This window comes from Bombella pluederhausensis (assembly GCF_026385525.1).
In the GTDB taxonomy this organism is placed as follows: Bacteria; Pseudomonadota; Alphaproteobacteria; order Acetobacterales; family Acetobacteraceae; genus Bombella; species Bombella pluederhausensis.
In genome coordinates, this window is the sequence record NZ_JANIDY010000001.1 from 104,944 (window position 1) to 121,901 (window position 16,958).

The 16,958-nt window shown below is 57.9% G+C and carries 16 protein-coding genes and 1 pseudogene; 12 read left to right on the forward strand and 5 right to left on the reverse strand.

Going from position 1 to position 16,958, the window contains the following annotated elements; translation table 11 throughout:
• Positions 1-130 precede the first annotated feature (130 nt).
• From aroQ to accC, 3 genes are read left to right on the forward strand one after another with little or no spacing between them, the layout of a single operon-like run.
• On the forward strand, positions 131-580 hold the full coding sequence (gene aroQ / locus NQF86_RS00535; RefSeq protein ID WP_266115680.1) for a type II 3-dehydroquinate dehydratase: 450 nt from the start codon (positions 131-133) through the stop codon (positions 578-580).
• Positions 577-1,032 carry an acetyl-CoA carboxylase biotin carboxyl carrier protein gene (locus NQF86_RS00540; protein ID WP_266115681.1) on the forward strand — a complete coding sequence of 152 codons (456 nt, stop codon included), beginning with the start codon at positions 577-579 and terminating at the stop codon, positions 1,030-1,032. Before aroQ ends, NQF86_RS00540 begins: the two co-directional genes overlap by 4 nt.
• Positions 1,032-2,384: an acetyl-CoA carboxylase biotin carboxylase subunit gene (accC, locus tag NQF86_RS00545; protein ID WP_266115682.1), complete on the forward strand. Its 1,353-nt coding sequence runs from the start codon at positions 1,032-1,034 to the stop codon at positions 2,382-2,384. Before NQF86_RS00540 ends, accC begins: the two co-directional genes overlap by 1 nt.
• A gap of 64 nt (positions 2,385-2,448) precedes the next feature.
• Here the strand turns inward: accC and ccmB are convergent, their stop codons facing one another.
• Positions 2,449-3,096 (reverse strand): heme exporter protein CcmB, encoded by a 648-nt coding sequence (gene ccmB, locus NQF86_RS00550; protein ID WP_266116406.1) that lies wholly within the window; start codon positions 3,094-3,096, stop codon positions 2,449-2,451.
• 126 nt (positions 3,097-3,222) lie between these two features.
• A pseudogene (gene ccmA / locus NQF86_RS00555) lies at positions 3,223-3,774 on the reverse strand (heme ABC exporter ATP-binding protein CcmA); the annotation flags it as partial.
• A gap of 204 nt (positions 3,775-3,978) precedes the next feature.
• Here ccmA and NQF86_RS00560 point away from each other — a divergent pair.
• Positions 3,979-4,722: an amino acid ABC transporter ATP-binding protein gene (locus tag NQF86_RS00560; protein ID WP_266115683.1), complete on the forward strand. Its 744-nt coding sequence runs from the start codon at positions 3,979-3,981 to the stop codon at positions 4,720-4,722.
• Positions 4,723-4,825: 103 nt separating this feature from the next.
• Positions 4,826-6,334 carry an ABC transporter substrate-binding protein/permease gene (locus NQF86_RS00565; RefSeq protein ID WP_266116407.1) on the forward strand — a complete coding sequence of 503 codons (1,509 nt, stop codon included), beginning with the start codon at positions 4,826-4,828 and terminating at the stop codon, positions 6,332-6,334.
• 4 nt (positions 6,335-6,338) lie between these two features.
• Here NQF86_RS00565 and NQF86_RS00570 read toward each other — a convergent pair whose 3' ends face one another.
• The 3 genes from NQF86_RS00570 to NQF86_RS00580 all read right to left on the reverse strand — a co-directional run bounded on the left by NQF86_RS00570 (position 6,339) and on the right by NQF86_RS00580 (position 9,258).
• A complete protein-coding gene (locus tag NQF86_RS00570; RefSeq protein ID WP_266115684.1) occupies positions 6,339-7,280 on the reverse strand; it encodes a hypothetical protein in 942 nt (313 codons plus the stop codon).
• Positions 7,277-8,560 carry an AAA family ATPase gene (locus NQF86_RS00575; RefSeq protein WP_266116408.1) on the reverse strand — a complete coding sequence of 428 codons (1,284 nt, stop codon included), beginning with the start codon at positions 8,558-8,560 and terminating at the stop codon, positions 7,277-7,279. Before NQF86_RS00575 ends, NQF86_RS00570 begins: the two co-directional genes overlap by 4 nt.
• A gap of 122 nt (positions 8,561-8,682) precedes the next feature.
• Positions 8,683-9,258 carry a hypothetical protein gene (locus NQF86_RS00580; protein ID WP_266115685.1) on the reverse strand — a complete coding sequence of 192 codons (576 nt, stop codon included), beginning with the start codon at positions 9,256-9,258 and terminating at the stop codon, positions 8,683-8,685.
• Positions 9,259-9,519: 261 nt separating this feature from the next.
• On the opposite strand from NQF86_RS00580, the gene rimP reads away from it, so the two are divergent.
• The 7 genes from rimP to rpsO are packed head-to-tail and all read left to right on the forward strand — an operon-like array spanning position 9,520 to position 16,763.
• A complete protein-coding gene (gene rimP / locus NQF86_RS00585; RefSeq protein ID WP_266116409.1) occupies positions 9,520-10,107 on the forward strand; it encodes a ribosome maturation factor RimP in 588 nt (195 codons plus the stop codon).
• 34 nt (positions 10,108-10,141) lie between these two features.
• Positions 10,142-11,683, forward strand: a complete 1,542-nt coding sequence (nusA, locus tag NQF86_RS00590; RefSeq protein ID WP_266115686.1) for a transcription termination factor NusA — start codon at positions 10,142-10,144, stop codon at positions 11,681-11,683.
• Positions 11,658-12,323, forward strand: a complete 666-nt coding sequence (locus NQF86_RS00595; RefSeq protein WP_266115687.1) for a DUF448 domain-containing protein — start codon at positions 11,658-11,660, stop codon at positions 12,321-12,323. Before nusA ends, NQF86_RS00595 begins: the two co-directional genes overlap by 26 nt.
• 16 nt (positions 12,324-12,339) lie before the next feature.
• Complete coding sequence (gene infB, locus NQF86_RS00600; RefSeq protein ID WP_266115688.1) at positions 12,340-15,078, forward strand: translation initiation factor IF-2; 2,739 nt, start codon at positions 12,340-12,342, stop codon at positions 15,076-15,078.
• Entirely contained in the window at positions 15,048-15,518 is a 471-nt protein-coding gene (rbfA, locus tag NQF86_RS00605; RefSeq protein WP_407652827.1) for a 30S ribosome-binding factor RbfA, read from the forward strand. Before infB ends, rbfA begins: the two co-directional genes overlap by 31 nt.
• A 17-nt stretch (positions 15,519-15,535) precedes the next feature.
• Positions 15,536-16,510: a tRNA pseudouridine(55) synthase TruB gene (truB, locus tag NQF86_RS00610; protein ID WP_266115690.1), complete on the forward strand. Its 975-nt coding sequence runs from the start codon at positions 15,536-15,538 to the stop codon at positions 16,508-16,510.
• Positions 16,494-16,763, forward strand: a complete 270-nt coding sequence (rpsO, locus tag NQF86_RS00615) for a 30S ribosomal protein S15 (RefSeq protein WP_266115691.1) — start codon at positions 16,494-16,496, stop codon at positions 16,761-16,763. The genes truB and rpsO overlap by 17 nt, the downstream gene beginning before the upstream one ends.
• Positions 16,764-16,958 lie beyond the last annotated feature (195 nt).

The window sequence follows — 16,958 nt, forward strand, 5'->3', positions numbered from 1 at the left end:
TTCGCCAATTGGACTAGACTGGACATGCCAGCCTCATGGTAAAGCATTGGCTAACAGTGGGGAGGACATGGTCTTTACCTCAAAAGAGTGGCTTTACCTGGGGAATATGAAGGTGCTATCAGCCGTCCGGATGAAGCGACCTCTTATTGCTGTCCTGAATGGACCGAACCTGAACATGCTGGGGCTGAGGCAGCCTGAGATCTACGGTGAAGCGACACTCGATGATGTGGAGCAGCTGTGCCTTCAGGCAGCGGAACGGCTTGATGTGACGATCGACTTCCGCCAGACCAATGGCGAGGGGGAGCTTGTGTCATGGGTACAGGAGTGCCGGGGCCGTGCAAGCGGTATCGTCATCAACCCTGCGGCTTATGGTCACACATCAATTGCTTTGCTTGATGCGCTGCTGGCTGTTGAGTTGCCGGTGATTGAGGTGCATATGTCTAACATTCATCGCCGGGAAGCATTTCGTCACCATACGTATGTTTCACAGGCGGCCCGTGGGGTCATCTGCGGGTTGGGGATACGGGGTTATGCCCATGCCCTGCAGGCGGTGGCAGATATGATTGAGGATGAAGGATGAGCCGTATGCTCGTGGACAAGGAGGCCATTCGGGCGTTGGCCGATATCCTGACGGATACAGGCCTGACCGAAATTGAAGTTTCCGAAGGCGACAGCCGCCTTCGTGTTGCCCGTAATGTGACCGTGCAGGCTGCTGCTTCGGCTGCCGCTCCCGTTCAGGCGGTGGCGTCTGCCCCCGTGGCGGAGGAGGCCGTGGCACCGGCAGATCCATCTTCTCATCCCGGTGCTGTTCCCAGCCCGATGGTGGGTGTGGCTTATCTGACGCCTGATCCGTCCTCTCCGCCGTTCGTGCAGGAAGGTGCTCAGGTGGCAGCTGGTCAGACCATTATGCTCATCGAGGCGATGAAGACCTTCAACCAGATCAAGGCTCCCCGTGCGGGTAAGCTGGTCCGCTATTGCGTGGCCTCTGGTGATCCGGTTGAGTTCGGGGCAACATTGGCGATTATCGAGTAATGTTTTCCAAGATACTGATTGCCAATCGTGGCGAGATCGCTCTGCGGGTGCTGCGCGCCTGCCGTGAGATGGGTATCAAGACGGTGGCCGTGCATTCCACGGCAGATGCTGATGCCATGCATGTGCGTCTGGCGGATGAGGCTGTCTGTATCGGGCCGCCAAGCTCCCGTGATTCGTACCTGAATGTGGCCGCTATTCTGTCTGCCGCAACCATCACCGGGGCGGAGGCAATCCATCCCGGTTATGGCTTCCTCTCCGAGAATGCGGAGTTTGCCGAGACGGTAGAGGAACACGGCATCGCCTTTATCGGTCCCACGGCGGAACATATCCGCATGATGGGCGACAAGATTACGGCCAAGACCACCATGGAGGCTCTTGGCGTGCCGCTGGTTCCCGGTTCTGACGGGGCGCTGCGGAATCTTGAGGAAGCCCGTGAGGTTGCCGAGCGTGTCGGTTATCCTGTGCTCATCAAGGCGGCTGCCGGTGGTGGTGGCCGTGGTATGAAGGTGGCTCAGACCGCCGATGAGCTGGAAGAAGCGTGGAGCGTAGCCCGTACCGAGGCTCGTGCTGCTTTTGGTAATGATGAGGTCTATCTGGAGAAATATCTCGATAAGCCCCGTCATATCGAGCTTCAGATTATGGGTGATACGCACGGCAATGTCGTGCATTTCGGGGAACGTGATTGCTCCCTTCAGCGCCGTCATCAGAAGTTGCTGGAAGAAGCCGGGTCTCCTGTCATCACGCCAGAACAGCGTAATGAGATCGGTAAGACCGTTACGGATGCCCTGTCACGCATGGGCTACCGTAATGCCGGGACGCTGGAGTTCCTCTATCAGGATGGTCAGTTCTGCTTCATCGAGATGAATACCCGCCTTCAGGTGGAACATCCGGTGACGGAAATGGTCTGCGATGTGGACCTCGTGCGGGAGCAGATTCGTGTTGCTGCGGGTGAGAAGCTAAGCTACCGGCAGGAAGACATTGTGATGTCTGGTCATTCTATTGAATGCCGCATTAATGCTGAAGACTCGGAAACATTTGCGCCTAACCCCGGTCAGGTCAAAGTGTTCCATGCCCCGGGTGGGTTGGGTGTTCGTATGGATAGTGCGCTGTTCGCTGGGTATAAGGTTCCGCCTTATTATGACAGCATGATCGCCAAGCTGATCGTCCATGCACCGACCCGAGCACAGGCCATTACCCGTATGCAGCGGGCCCTGACAGAATGTGTGGTAGAGGGTGTGAAGACCGTTATTCCTCTGCATCAGAAAATTCTGGCAGACCCGGAGTTCCAGAAAGGTGAATATACCATTCACTGGCTGGAAAATTTCGTGGCGAAGCTGAACGGCGAAGGCTGAGTTTTCTTTGTGCCGTTGCTGTATGAGAGCCGTCCCTTCTTCAGAAGGGGCGGCTTTTTTCGTTTCAGGACCGGGCATCTCTCAGGCTGGCCCCGGCGAGAAGGGGGCAACCCGGCAAAGCCAGAAGGAAGATGGCAGCCAGTAGGCTGAGATTGGCTGTGCAGGTTGGTCCTACGGGTGTCGTGCAGGCTAGCGTGCCGAAAATGAGGCTGGGCGTCATGAGAGGTAGTGTCAGGAGAGGGAGCAACAGGTTACTGCGCCTTGCGCCTAGCGTGATGGCTGCCGTCATGCCGCCGATGAAGGCTAGTGTCAGACTCCCCAGTGTGAGGCTACCGAGCAGAACAGGCAGAGCCGCAAGCGGTAGCTGGAAGAATATGGCAAGCAGGGGGGTTGCCAGAATGATGGGTAGTCCGCTGGTCAGCCAGTGGATCAGGATTTTTCCCAGAGCGATGAGTGCAGGATGTAGGGTGATTTGGAGAATATCCAGCGATCCATCATCAGCATCAGCATTATAGAGGCGTTCCAGAGGCAATAGGCACGCTAGCAGGGTGCAGACCCACAGAATACCCGGTCCTGCTTGTTGGAGCAGTGCCGGTGTCGGTCCAAGGGCAAGCGGAAACAGGATACCGCATAAGATGAGAAAGAGCAGACCCGTCAGATTGTCTGTCCTGTTTCGGAAGGCAAGATAGAGTTCACGGCGGAGATGGCTCATGAAGGGGGATGACCTGCGTTGTATCGCCGCAGGCCTCCAGCGGGGCGTTGGATTATCCCTGTCCGGGGAAGGGTTATATGAAGGAGCTCTCCCAAAGATGAGATGATGGCTGCCGGGAATATCTAGAGAGGTATGAGAGGCCATGACGAGCGCCCCGCCTCGGGCCCGATGGTCTCTGCATATGCCTTCCAGCAGGGTGGAGCTGGCGGTATCCAGCGCATTGGCGGGCTCATCCAGAAGCCATAGAGGGGCATCTGACAGGAGAAGGCGGCTCAGTGCTACACGGCGTTTCTGTCCTAGCGAGAGCAGACGAACGGGGCAGTCCAGAAGATGCGTCAGGCCCAGTTGGTTCAGAGCGGTATGAATGGCTTCCGTGTCATGGGGGGTAAAGAGGCGAAGATTCTGTTCAACCGTGAGGGTTGGCTTCAGGGCGTCATCCGGCCCTAGCCATGCCACGTCTGCCTTACGGGTGAGTGTTCCGGCGCTTAAGGGAGAGAGTCCTGCCAGAAGGCGGAGAAAGGACGATTTTCCTGTCCCGTTAGGGCCTGTCAGAATAAGGGCCTCGCCAGAGGTCAATGTCAGGGAAATGTCAGGCAGCAGGCAGCGACCGGCTCGTTCCAGCTTTACATGGTCCAGTGTCAGAAAGGGGAAAGACGTGCCGGGAGGAACAGGGGCCATGAGTGTGTTTCATGTGGAGCAGTATGGCCCAGAGCGGGACATGGGATGTTTCGGGGATAAAATATGCGTTGCTGAAGGGAAAATACATAAAAGGATGTTTTGCTTAAAGGGCGGTTATGTTTAGAAAGCGCAATGGTGAATGACTGCAGGGTGACAAATGTTACGCTGTAGCGTGCGGGAGGATGTTCGGAACTGACTGACTGGGTGCTGAGGGCGACCGATATCGCCAAGTCCTTCGGTGGAAATGAGATTCTGCGGGGGATTTCTCTGGATGTAGAGCGGGGAGAGCTGATTTCCATCATCGGGCCATCTGGCTGTGGGAAATCCACTTTTCTGCGCTGTCTTAACTTTCTGGAACATCCTGATGCTGGTGAAGTGCGGGTGGAAGATGTCACCGTGACCAGTACAGGCCAGTGGAATCGTACCGATGAGGCTAGAGCACACCGCCTGAGGGGGCATGTGGGCATGGTCTTCCAGTCATTCAATCTGTTTCCGCATCGTACGGTGCTGGAAAATGTCATGCTGGCCCCCATGCAGGTGAAACGCATGGATGAAGGTCGTGCGCATAAGATTGCGTCCGAACTTTTGGAGAAGGTGGGCCTCGTGGCGGTGAAGAACCGTTATCCGGATCGCCTTTCTGGTGGGCAGCAGCAGCGTGCAGCGATTGCCCGTGCTTTGGCGATGAAACCCTCCGTCATGCTGTATGATGAACCGACCTCCGCACTGGACCCTGAGCTGTCGGAAGAAGTGCTGTCCGTCATGCGGGCGCTGGATGCCGAAGGGATGACCCAGCTTGTTGTGACCCATGACATGCGCTTTGCACGGGCCGCATCGGATAGGGTTCTGTTTATGGAAGCCGGGCAGATTGTCGAAAGCGGCGATCCTGACGTGATGTTTGCAAATCCGCGTGAGCCGGGGACACGGCGCTTCCTGCGGACACTTCTTTGATGATGGGGGCACGGTGATGAAGCGTGTGGTTTTGGCGCTGGTTCTGGCCCTGTGTGGTTTTTTGAATGTCACGGGGCTGGATGGTCGTGCACTGGCAGAAGATATGGTGGCGGAGCAGGCGAAAGCGCCTGCGGCCCCCGTAGCGCCTCTCAGGGTTCCCGGTGCAACGGATGATAGGGACCTTCCATGGGCTTCGGATGGTGAAGCCAACGTCCCGTATGTCTTTCATGACCCGGCTCATGAAGGACGGATGACCGGCTTTGAGTATGACCTGATGCAGGCCATCAGTGCCCGCATGGGGCGTCATGGACGGTTCGTGCAGAATGGCTGGGATGGTCTCATTCCCGGCCTCTCACGGGACCTTTATGCTCTGGTGATTGATGGCATCGAGATGACGCCGGAGCATAAGGCCGCCGTGCTCTTTTCCCGGCCTTATTATGTGACGGTGGACCGGATTGTTCTGCGGAAGAATGAAACGGGGTTGGATACGCTGGAGGCTCTGAAGGGCCATGTGGTCGGCACCATCAAGAGCACCGCTGCCGAACGTCTGCTTCTGGATCATGATCCTACGAATGTCCGTTCCTACGATGAGGAAACGAATCTTTTTTCTGATCTGAAAAACGGGCGTCTGGATGCCATCCTGATTGATGAGCCGATTGCTCTTTATTATCTCGCTGATGATCTGAAGCTGGTTGGCCCTCCTATCGGGCGTGTGGCCTACGGAATTGCCTTTCCAAAGAATAATCCTGGTTTGCGTGATGCAGTGGATTCCGTTCTCGGCGATCTCATGAATGATGGGACGCTCCATCAGATTCTAGCCCGCTGGAATCTTTGGACGCCACAGATGGCAGATTACACGGGCGACCAGACCTTATTGGACATCAAGCCGACTGCATGGGCGGATTACCGCCAGACGATGGAACGGATGTCTGGCAGCAGCGTGAAGGCGATGGTGCATCGTTATGTCAGCTTCCTACCTCTGGTGCTCAGCGGTGCTCTGATGACGTTGGGTGTGTCGGCTCTGGCTATGGTTCTGGCTGTGGCTGTCGGGCTGATTCTGGCTCTGGCACGGGCTTACGGCATGGCCCCGCTGCGTTGGCTGGCCGGTCTTTATGTGGAGGTCGTGCGGGGAACCCCATTGTTGATTCAGGTGCTGTTTATTTTCTACGGCCTGCCTGCTTTTGGTCTGAGACTGTCTCCTTTTGCAGCGGGTGTCCTGTCACTGGGGCTGAATTATGCGGCCTATGAGGCGGAGAATTATCGGGCGGGGCTCATGTCCGTTCCTCGTGGCCAGATGGAAGCTGCCATTGCCCTGAACATGACCCACATGCAGGCCCTCCGTCTGGTGATCGTGCCGCAGGCTTTCCGTACGGTAGTGCCTGTGATGACGAACGACTTCATTGCGTTATTGAAGGATAGTTCTCTCGTATCGGTCATCACGCTGACGGAGCTGAGCCAGACCTATATTCGGCTTTCCTCAACTTACTATGATTATATTGGTACGGGCCTGATGATTGGTCTGGCTTATCTTCTGGTTGGCCTGCCTTTCGTGCGCCTCGCCCGCATGGCGGAGAAACGCATGGGGCGTGTCGTAGCCAAGGGGCATCATTAATCCCTTAGGGAGCCAACGGGTCCCGTGGAATGGAATGGCCCTGTAGCTGGTTGTCAAAACCCAGTTGCAGGGCCTTTTGCCATTCCAGTGCCCAGCTCCGCATCTGGTTCAGGAAATTTCTAGCTTCTGCATAGGGGGTAGGGGTGCCTTTGGCCCATGCAGGGATGGGAGCAAGAAGTTGGTGTGTCTGTTGGTCCAGCGGTGGAATTAGTGTGTCCATGAGGCCAACCTGAGCCTGACCTCCTGGTGTGGCGGCAACATGGCGCCACTGTATGGCGAGAAACAGGGGCGGAATGGGTGTCACCCCAAGGGCCTGAAGGCGTGCGATGGACTGGTTGATGAGTGGATTCGTACTGACGTCATTGCCCTGTATCACAACGGTGCCAGAGCCTATGCAGTCTTCTCCTGCGGGAGAAACGGGTAGGCTGTGATTGAGGAAGTTACGGTCATCGTGACAGATGCTGGTGACATTGCCCGCTTGATCCAAAGAGATGGGCTGCTGAGTTGCCTGTGCGATGATAAGTCCAGTGATGGCCCCCTGATGTGTGCGGACCAGTGCCAGAAAAGAGAGTGGAGAATCGTTACTGATCTGGGCGGAAAGGATGGGATGCCACTCGCCTCTAGGCAGTGGCATCGTGTGGCCGCCTAGAGTAACGTGGTCTTTCACGATTTCAGACATGCTCGGATATTGCAGATGGATAGGCATCTGTCCGGCAGGACCTCTGTCGGGCCCTCCTTGAGCATCCATGTCGGAATCGTGGCTCCCCGCATGAGGTGTTTTGCCTGTGTGTGGGGCCTCTCCCGGTAGCCATGGCATTTTGTGTTTCAGCCCTGTTGTAGGGAAGAACGCTGCCATGGCCACGCCGCCAACGCCCAGAATGAAGCAGAGCCGCCAGAGGGGGGCCTGCTTCCACAAGGCGGCACATGCATTGAAAAGGGTCTTCACAGGCTCGCCTTGTTCATTTTTTCCTGTGGTTCTTCGCTAGTCTCGGCGCGGATATGACCTTCATCGGACATAATGAGGTGGACATGCGTGCGCCCCTGCTGGCGAGCTGTGATGAGGCTGTCGCTGATCATGTCCTCAATGGAGCGGAGAATATCACGGGCACTTGCCATGCTGCCGAGCTTCTGCTGCCGCTGGAGGATCTCAAAAAGCAGGGCCGGGTCGATACCGCCTGCTTCGACATTCAACCCGTAACCCCGGATCATATGTTCGATTTCAAGGGCAGCCACACGGGCAAGGTCCAGTCCACGCAGGGCACGGAAGACGAAGATGCGATCCAGACGGTTCAGGACTTCTGGCGCAAAACCGGCACGGCGCAGAGCTTCGGTCGATTCGGCACGCATTTTTTCAGGTTCGTCAGCAAGGCGTTCTGCGATGGCGTTGAGCTCATCTGTGGCAATGTTGGATGTCAGGACGAAGATAGCTCGTGTGGTGGGAACCAGCTCGTTAGTGGAGGCTTCCGTCACATGACCGTCATTCCATGCGGTGAGGAACTTCTTGAAGACATCAGGATGTGCTTTTTCAATTTCATCCAGCAGAACAACAGCGTCAGGACGTTCTTTGAGGCCGCCTGTCAGCCGCCCGAACGTGTCGGAGCCAACATAGCCTTTAGGAGAACCAAAAAGCTGTGTAGCTGCGTGAGGGCTGGACATCTGCGTCATGTCGAAATGGAGCAGTGGGCGTTCCGTTTGGGTGGAAATCTGCTTGGCCAGATAGGTCTTGCCTGTGCCGGGAGGGCCCGCCAGCAGGAACACGCCGACAGGCCGGTTACGGTTCTGGAGGGCCAGACGGCGGCGCAGCTGCTGGGCAATATCCTCGCAGACCTGATCCTGACCAATGACACGGGCACGCAGGGCAGCGGCCAGTTCCTCGGCGTTGATGGTACTCTCACGCTGCTGGCGGGCCAGCATTTCTTCCAGTGCGGTACGGTTGGTCAGGCGGCTGAGAACATCCATGAGAAGACTCTTTCTATGGCGCAGGCCGTGGCGGGCCAGACGTTCGGAGGAGAGATAATAGAGCATCCCGGCAAGAGAGAGGGCAAGCCCGACAATCCCTACGGGCAGGTAACCGGGGCGGGCCCAGTTTACGGCGACAAGAAAACCGTGAAGTAGAGCAGATGGTGAGATATGGACCATCAGAGCCAGCTGGACAGCCGCAAGAATGAGAAAGGCCGCCATCATCAGCGGCATCATGCGGGAGAGCCAGGGGATCAGAGATTTCATCATGAGGGGCTGCTGCCTTGCCGTGATGGAACAGGAATGGTTGCCGGATAGTAAGGTCTCTGTTTTCACTGGCGGGCCGGGATGGGGTCAAGCCCTTTTCATGGATAGCCGGTCTGCTGTTTCTATTGGACGATGACCGGAACAGAGAGAGCAGGGCTGGCCTGAGTGAGAGGTGGCAGAACCACCACGCTGCGGAACATGTTCAGGGTTGCAACGGAGAGCGGTCCCAGTTTTGCCGGGCTGGTACGGGTCAGGGTGATGATGCCTTCCTGTGCGATGGGGAGGAGCACAGCCTGAGCCTTGGGGCTCAGAATGACCTGCTGACTGAAGCCTGCTCCGCTGACAGTCAGGCTCTGGCCAGTCTGGCCTTCAGCATCTGCCAGAGGGAGGGCTGCAAGGCGGATGCGGTTTTCCTTTAAGGCTGCTAGAAGGGCCGGTTTTTGCTGATCGGGGAATGCGCTACGGGCAATGGCACGGGCGGCTTCATCAGGGGGAAGCATGGAAAGTGTGATAGCCCCTTCCACCATAGGGACAGCCTGCTCGGCATGGTGCGGGCTGGGCTGTGGCGCCGGCCTCTGATCGGGGTGATGGCTGAGGGCCAACATAGCCCCTCCCAGCCCGACAGCCGCCGCCATCATGGCGATGGGGCGCCATGGGGTATGCTTCTGCGGTTCTGGCGTGGGTGATGGCTGTTCCATAAAGGTCATCTCGCATCATTTGTGAGTGGAGAACAAGACCTGAAAAAGAGAGGGCCTGTTTCTCCTTCTATGGAGTAGCGTGTGCGGTGGGAAATGCTTGCATTGAGGGTTGCTCTGTCGTATCAGGAGAGTGATTTCACTTTCCGCTCTTTTGGGGGGTGGCCCTGACGGGCCGCCTTTTTTGTTTTGGATCATTTTTCCACATCGCCGGACCAGTCCGGTCCGTCCGTTTCGCCTCATGATGGGGAAAGCACCCATGGGATTCGCCGTCTGAGCGGGCTTGAGGCACGCATTGCGGACAGGATTGCGCCGACTCTCGCCGATATGGGGTACGAGCTGGTGCGTCTGTCCGTTCTCGGTCATGAGACGCCGACCGTGCAGGTCATGGCAGATCGTGCTGATGGCTCCCTCATCAGTGTTGAGGATTGCGAACAGATCAGCCACGCCGTCGGGGCCGTGCTGGATGTGGATGACCCAATACCGGGCGCATGGATGCTGGAGGTTTCTTCTGCCGGAATCGACCGTCCGTTGACCCGTGCGAAGGATTGGGAGCGTTTTGCAGGGCATCTGGCCAAGGTGGAGCTGGATGTTCCCCTTGACGGGCGTAAGCGTTTTGCCGGGATTGTTCTTGGCGTGCGTGACGGGCACGGCCTGCTCCGTCTGGATGATGGGCAGGAAGTGGCTCTTTCGCTGGATGATATGCGTAAGGCTCGGCTGGTCCTGACAGACGAGCTTATCGAGGCCAGTGCCGCACTGGCTGGTGTGGCGCAGGAAAAAGATGCCGAGGCTGGGGATGCGCCCTGCCGTGCGCCAAAGCTGAAACCCAAAAAGCCGGGGAAAAAGAGCTGATGACCCGTCTTATGCTGGTTGGAGGTCCGATCTGATGGACACATCTGTTACCCGTCCCGAGCTGCTTCTGGTCGCTGATGCGGTCTCAAGGGAAAAGAATATTGATCGTGAGCAGGTGCTCGAAGCTATGGAGCAGGCCATCCAGAAGGCTGGCCGTGCGAAATACGGGCATGAGAAGGACATTCGTGCCACGATCGACCGCAAGACGGGCGAAGTCCGCCTGAGCCGCTGGACCGAAGCCGTTGAGGTTGTGGAGAATGAGGACGCTCAGATTCCTCTGAAAATCGCCCGGAAATTCCGTCCGGAGATTCAGGAAGGGGAGTTCATCGTAGACCCTCTGCCGCCGATTGATTTTGGCCGCATCGCCGCCCAGACAGCCAAGCAGGTGATCGTCCAGCGTGTGCGTGAATATGAGCGCAAGCGCCAGTATGACGAGTTCAAGGACCGTGTGGGCGAGATCATCAACGGGACTGTCAAACAGACGGAATATGGTAACCTCATGGTGGAGCTGGGCGGACACGCCGAGGGGCTCCTGCGCCGTGATGAGCTGATTCCTCGTGAGGCATTCCGCAATTCGGATCGTATCCGTGCGTATATTTATGACGTGCGTGATGAGCCCCGTGGCCCGCAGATTTTCCTCTCTCGTACCCATCCGGGTTTTCTGGCCAAGCTGTTCGCACAGGAAGTGCCGGAAATCTATGATGGCATCATCGAGATCAAGGCCGTGGCCCGTGATCCGGGTTCCCGTGCCAAGATGGCCGTTGAGTCTCGTGATGCATCTATCGACCCGGTTGGTGCCTGTGTCGGTATGCGTGGCTCCCGTGTTCAGGCTGTTGTGGCTGAGCTTCAGGGTGAGAAAATCGACATCATTCCGTGGAGCGCACAGGCTGCTACCTTCGTGGTGAACGCTCTGGCCCCTGCTGAAGTGACCAAGGTCGTGATGGATGAAGATGCCGGTCGTGTCGAAGTGGTCGTGCCGGACGAACAGCTCTCTCTGGCCATTGGTCGCCGTGGGCAGAATGTTCGCCTTGCCAGCCAGCTGACACGCTGGGATATCGACATTCTGACCGAAGCCGAAGAATCCGAGCGCCGTCAGGAGGAATTCCGCAAGCGTACCAGCCAGTTCGTCAATGAGCTGGATGTGGATGATGTGATCGCCGGTCTTCTGGTGACGGAAGGCTATCACACCATCGAGGATCTGGCCTACGCTGATCCAGCCGAGCTGCACGACATTGAAGGCTTTGACGAGACCGTTGCTGAGGAGCTTATGGCTCGTGCGGGCAATTATCTGGCTGGCCGTGAGCAGGCACTGGATGAGCGCCGCCGTGAGCTGGGCGTCAGTGATGATCTGGTCACGCTGGGGGCTTTCTCCCTTCAGGTTCTGGTGGAGCTGGGTGAGAAGGGTATCAAGACCCTTGATGATCTGGCCGATCTCGCTGCGGACGAGCTGATTGAGCTTCTGGGTGGTGATGAGCCGCTTGAGGAAGCTGAAGCTAACGAGATCATCATGGCAGCTCGTGCTCACTGGTTCGATGGTGAGGGAGCTTCTGGTGAGGGAGACTCGAGCCACGACTGAGGATCAGATTCCCGATACTGATGATGGACCGCCGGGGCGGGGCCGCCGTGCTCCGTCTCAGCGGCGTTGCCTCGTCAGCCGGACCCATGGCGAGCCGAAGCATATGCTTCGGTTTGTGGTCGGCCCGGATGGTAGAGTCGTGGCAGACCTTTCTGCCCGCCTGCCGGGAAGGGGTATGTGGCTGCAAGCGGACAGGGCCATTCTGGAAGATGGACAGCTGGCACGGGCTTTCTCCCGTGCTGCCCGCCAAAAGGTGGAGATTCCCGAAGGATTTGCAGAGTCTGTGAGGGATGGTTTGGCAAAGCGCCTTCTGGATGGTATCAGTCTGGGCCGACGCGCTGGAGAAGCGGTTTGTGGGTTTCAGAAGTGCCGGGAACGGATCGTTGCTGGCAGAGTCGGGGCTGTTATTTGTGCGGCAGGTGCGAGCCAGGATGAGGTGGCCCGCCTGCTTTCGGGGCATCGGGACTTACCGATGGTCCGGGTGCCGGGGGACGTACTGGCGGTGTCATTCGGGCGGGAGCGTGCGGTTTATGCCGTGATGGCCCCCGGTGCGCTGGCGGAGCGGCTGAAGGCAGAATATAAGAGATTTGCGGGAGTGACCGAAGGTGTACTCCCGGGCCCTGAGACCATAGGGCAGTAAGGAACAGGCAGAAATTATGAGCGACGGCAACGAGCGCAACCAGAACGGAACTCCAAAGGGGACGACCCCGAAAGAAGGGCAGAGCAAAAGCTCCGGTCGCCTGTCCCTGCGTCCGGCAGGACGCAAGGATGTAGGGCGGACTGTAGAAGCAGGCTCTGTAAGACAGAGCTTTAGCCATGGGCGCTCCAAGGAGGTCCGGGTCGAGGTACGCAAGCCCAAGCGCACCAGTGCAGGCGGTGGTCGTGGTGGCCGTGCCGCAACGGGCGTTCGTGGTCTGACGGCATCCGAGCAGGAAAAGCGTCAGCGGGTTCTGGCCGAGGCCGCTGCCCGCCGCGAGGCTGAGGAAGAAGCCCGCCGCGAAGCCGAAAAGATTCGTATCCGCTCCGCCGCCGAGGAAGAAGCTCGCAAGAAGGCTGAGGAAGAAAGCCGGAAGGCTCAGGAGCAGGAAGAAGCTCAGAGCCGCGCTGCCGAGGAAGAAGCCCGCAAGAAGGCCGAAGCCGCAGCACGTCGTAAGGAAACCGAGAAGCCGGTTCCGCCGCCGCTGACCAGCTCTACGGCTGGTGGTGTTCAGCTGGCTGAGCCGACAAAGCGTCTCCGTCCTCTGGCAGAGCGTGCCATCATGCCGAGCCGCCCATTGAATACGGCTGCGTCTTCTCGTGCATCATCTGCACGTTCCAGCTCTGCCTCTGGTGAGACTCTGCATCTGCGTGGTCGTGCTGGTGCTGTTGTGGCGGCTGGTGATGATGAGGGGACAGCCGCTCCTCGCCGCAGTGGTGGCGGTGGAGGCGGTGGTGCCCGTCGGTCTTCCACGCAGTCCCGCCGTCCGTCTTCCCGCCGTAGTGCCGGTGGGCAGGATCGCCGGTCTGGTCGTATTGACGTCCGTGCAGCTATTGAGGGCGATGATGGCAAGACACGTTCACTTGCCTCTGTTCGCCGTCAGCGTGACCGTGAACGCCGTCAGGCCGAGCTGGAGCGTCTCCGTTCCGATCAGGTCCGTGTCGTGCGTGATGTGACCATTCCGGAAACCATCACGGTCGGCGAGCTGGCCAACCGTATGGCTGCCCGTCAGGGTGAAGTCATCAAGATGCTGATGAAGATGGGCGTCATGGCTACGGCCGCCCAGAGCATTGATGGTGATACGGCTGAGCTGGTTGTGAGCGAGTTCGGTCATCGCATCAAGCGTGTGGCAGACAATGATGTTGAGCTGGGCATTGAGGGTATTGAGGACAAGCCGGAAGACATGAAGCCCCGTCCGCCTGTCGTGACGGTGATGGGTCATGTTGACCATGGTAAGACTTCCCTGCTGGATGCGCTGCGGACGACTGATGTGGCTCATGGTGAGGCCGGTGGCATCACCCAGCATATCGGTGCCTATCAGGTAACGCTGCCTTCCGGTCAGAAGGTGACCTTCATCGACACACCGGGTCATGAGGCTTTTACCTCCATGCGTGCCCGTGGTGCGTCTGTGACGGATATTGTGGTGCTGGTTGTGGCGGCTGATGATGGTGTCATGCCGCAGACAGTTGAGGCCATTAAGCATGCCAAGGCAGCTAATGCGCCGATCATTGTGGCCATCAACAAGATGGACAAGCCGGGCGCCAATCCTGACCGTGTCCGCAACGAGCTGCTGAACCATGAGATCGTGGTGGAAAGCATGGGCGGTGACACGCAGGAGGTGGAAGTTTCCGCCCTCAAGCGTGATGGTCTGGATCGTGTTCTGGAAGCCATCCTACTTCAGGCTGAAATTCTCGACCTGAAAGCCAATCCGAACCGGATTGCCGAAGGTGCCGTCATCGAGAGCCGTCTGGATCGTGGCCGTGGTTCCGTGGCAACGGTTCTGGTCCAGAAGGGGACACTCAACCGGACGGATATCGTCGTGGCCGGTGCCCATTGGGGCCGTGTCCGTGCCCTGCTGGATGATCATGGCAAGCAGATCAAGAAAGCTGGTCCGTCCGTTCCGGTCGAGATTCTGGGTATGAGTGGCGTGCCGGATGCCGGTGCTCCGTTCGTGGTTGTCGATAGTGAGAACCGTGCCCGTGAGATCAGCGAGTTCCGTCAGCGGAAGGCCCATGAGAAGGCTACCGCCATGCAGGTGGCAGCCCGTGGTACTCTGGATCAGATGCTGGCCCGGATTCAGGCTGGTGAACAGAAGGAAGTGGCTCTGATCGTTAAGGCTGACGTGCAGGGCTCTGCCGAGGCCATTCAGGCAACGGTAGAGAAGCTGTCTCATGAAGAAGTGGCTGTCCGTGTCCTGAACGCTAATGTTGGCCAGATCACTGAGAGTGACGTGCAGCTTGCCAAGGCATCCAGCGCTGTCATCATTGCTTTCAATGTGCGTGCCACCGTGCAGGCTCGTGAGCTAGCTCAGCGTGATGGTGTGGATATCCGGTACTATTCCATCATCTATCAGGTCTCTGATGATGTGGAGAAGCTGGTCAAGGGCCGCATTGCGCCGAAGCACCGCGAGAAGTTCCTTGGTTATGCGGAGATCCGTCAGGTCTTCAACATCACCAAGGTGGGCAAGGTCGCTGGTTGTTATGTCACCGAGGGTGTCGTCAAACGTGGCTGTGGCGTGCGTCTGCTGCGTGACAATGTCGTCATTCATGAGGGCGAGCTGAGCCAGCTGAAGCGCTTCAAGGATGATGTCCGTGAAGTGGCCCATAACTATGAGTGTGGTCTTTCCTTCGCCGGTTATAATGACCTGCGGGAAGGCGATGTGGTTGAATGTTTCGAAATGGAAGAGATCCCGGCTTGAAAAAACGGCCTTCCTTTGACCTTCTCGGGCCGGCAGGGGAAAGTCCTGTCGGTCCAAGTACCCGCCAGCTGCGTGTAGCGGAAGAAATCCGCCATGTTCTGGCGGAAGTCTTTGCCAGAACAGAGTTCCGTGATCCGGAGCTGTATGGCGTGACTGTCACGGTAACAGAGGTTCGTGTTTCACCGGACCTGCGTCATGCAACGGTGTTCGTGGCCCGCCTGGGGCGTGATGATATTGAGGCCGTCTTGCCCGCTCTGAAGCGTGTGGCGCCTTTCCTTCGTAAGAAGCTGTCTTCCGCTCTACGTCTCAGAACCGTGCCAGAACTGCACTTTCAGCCTGATACCTCTCTGGAGCATGCGATGGAGGTGGAAAGCATCCTGCGTTCTCCGGAGGTTCAGCGTGATCTATATCGTGCCCCAGACTCAGATGACGTGGACTGAGGCTGGATAGACGGCTGATGGCACGGAAAAGAGGCAGGGACATACATGGCTGGCTGATACTCGATAAGCCGCTTGGACCGAGCTCCACAACAATGGTCAACAGGTTGCTGCGTGCTTTTGATGGCCGCAAGGCCGGACATGGTGGAACTCTGGACCCTCTGGCCTCGGGTGTTCTGCCCATTGCTTTCGGTAAGGCGACAAGCACCATCCCTTACATCATGGATGCGACCAAGCGGTACCGTTTCACTTTGTCCTTTGGTGAGAGCCGGACAACAGATGACCGGGAAGGTGAGGTGCTGGCGACTTCGGATGTGCGTCCTTCTGATGATGAGATCAGAGCTGTACTGCCCGTCCTTACTGGGGATGTGATGCAGGTGCCACCTGTGTTTTCCGCCCTTCGGGTGGGCGGGCAGCGGGCCTATGATCTTGCCCGTGCGGGCCGTCCGCCAGAGCTTCCTCCACGTCCAGCTCGAATCGATTCCATCACGCTAGTGGAACGTCCCGATGCTGATACGGCTGTTTTTGACGTGCAGTCGGGCAAAGGGGTCTATATGCGCTCTCTGGCACGGGATATTGCGCTGGCCTGTGGCACGGTTGGGCATATTTCCGTTCTGCGGCGGACGAAATGTGGCCCTTTTGATCTTTCCCATGCGTATGCGGTGGAACAGTTAAGACTGGACAAACCGGAAGAAACTAGAGACAAGGCGTATGCCCTTCCGGTTCCTCTGCTGGATGCGGCGACTGCGCTGGTCGACATCCCGGCGCTAGCCGTCACACGAGCAGAAGGAAAGTCCCTGATCTGTGGGCAGGCTGTCATGCTGGCTCACCTTGAGGGGAACGTGCCCGATAGGGTGGAAGATGTTCCACTCTGGCGGGTTACAGTTGGGGGGCATGTCATTGGGCTGTGCCGTGCTGTCGAAGGGCGGTTGCGGGCAGTCAGAATGTTGGAAAATCATTTGTTTTTTGGAGAACAGGATGTCGATTACAGCTGAACGTCGCACACAGCTCATCGCTGAATACCGTCGTGCCGAAGATGATACAGGGTCCCCGGAAGTGCAGGTTGCTCTGCTGACCGAGCGGATCGTGAACCTGACCGAGCACATGAAGACCCACAAGAAGGACTTCCACTCCCGTCGTGGTCTGCTGATGCTGGTCGGTCGCCGCCGTGCGCTGCTGGACTATCTGAAGCGCAAGAGCGCAGAGCGTTATCAGACGCTGATCGAACGTCTCGGCCTGCGTCGCTGAGCTTCGACCACTCACCGGGGGAGAATTGTTCTTCCCCGGGTTTGGGCCCGTGCTGAGCTGCCAGCAAACGCTTTTGCCGGCGTTTCAGGCCACATGGTGTCATGACGTGTCTGGTGCGTCATCATCGCCATGCCGTCCGAAACGCTGTTTATAGTCTGGTACTGGCTGGGCCGTGATTATTGCTTCCGGAGGAAG

Excerpts from the sequence above, each read along its gene's own strand:
- NQF86_RS00575 (WP_266116408.1), bottom strand. The coding sequence starts at position 8,560 with ATGAAATCTCTGATCCCCTGGCTCTCCCGCATGATGCCGCTGATGATG.
- NQF86_RS00540 (WP_266115681.1), top strand. The coding sequence starts at position 577 with ATGAGCCGTATGCTCGTGGACAAGGAGGCCATTCGGGCGTTGGCCGAT.
- ccmB (WP_266116406.1), bottom strand. The coding sequence starts at position 3,096 with ATGAGCCATCTCCGCCGTGAACTCTATCTTGCCTTCCGAAACAGGACA.
- aroQ (WP_266115680.1), top strand. The coding sequence starts at position 131 with ATGAAGCGACCTCTTATTGCTGTCCTGAATGGACCGAACCTGAACATG.
- rbfA (WP_407652827.1), top strand. The coding sequence starts at position 15,048 with ATGTTTCGAAATGGAAGAGATCCCGGCTTGAAAAAACGGCCTTCCTTT.
- accC (WP_266115682.1), top strand. The coding sequence starts at position 1,032 with ATGTTTTCCAAGATACTGATTGCCAATCGTGGCGAGATCGCTCTGCGG.
- NQF86_RS00580 (WP_266115685.1), bottom strand. The coding sequence starts at position 9,258 with ATGGAACAGCCATCACCCACGCCAGAACCGCAGAAGCATACCCCATGG.
- truB (WP_266115690.1), top strand. The coding sequence starts at position 15,536 with ATGGCACGGAAAAGAGGCAGGGACATACATGGCTGGCTGATACTCGAT.
- nusA (WP_266115686.1), top strand. The coding sequence starts at position 10,142 with ATGGACACATCTGTTACCCGTCCCGAGCTGCTTCTGGTCGCTGATGCG.
- rpsO (WP_266115691.1), top strand. The coding sequence starts at position 16,494 with ATGTCGATTACAGCTGAACGTCGCACACAGCTCATCGCTGAATACCGT.
- NQF86_RS00565 (WP_266116407.1), top strand. The coding sequence starts at position 4,826 with ATGGTGGCGGAGCAGGCGAAAGCGCCTGCGGCCCCCGTAGCGCCTCTC.
- infB (WP_266115688.1), top strand. The coding sequence starts at position 12,340 with ATGAGCGACGGCAACGAGCGCAACCAGAACGGAACTCCAAAGGGGACG.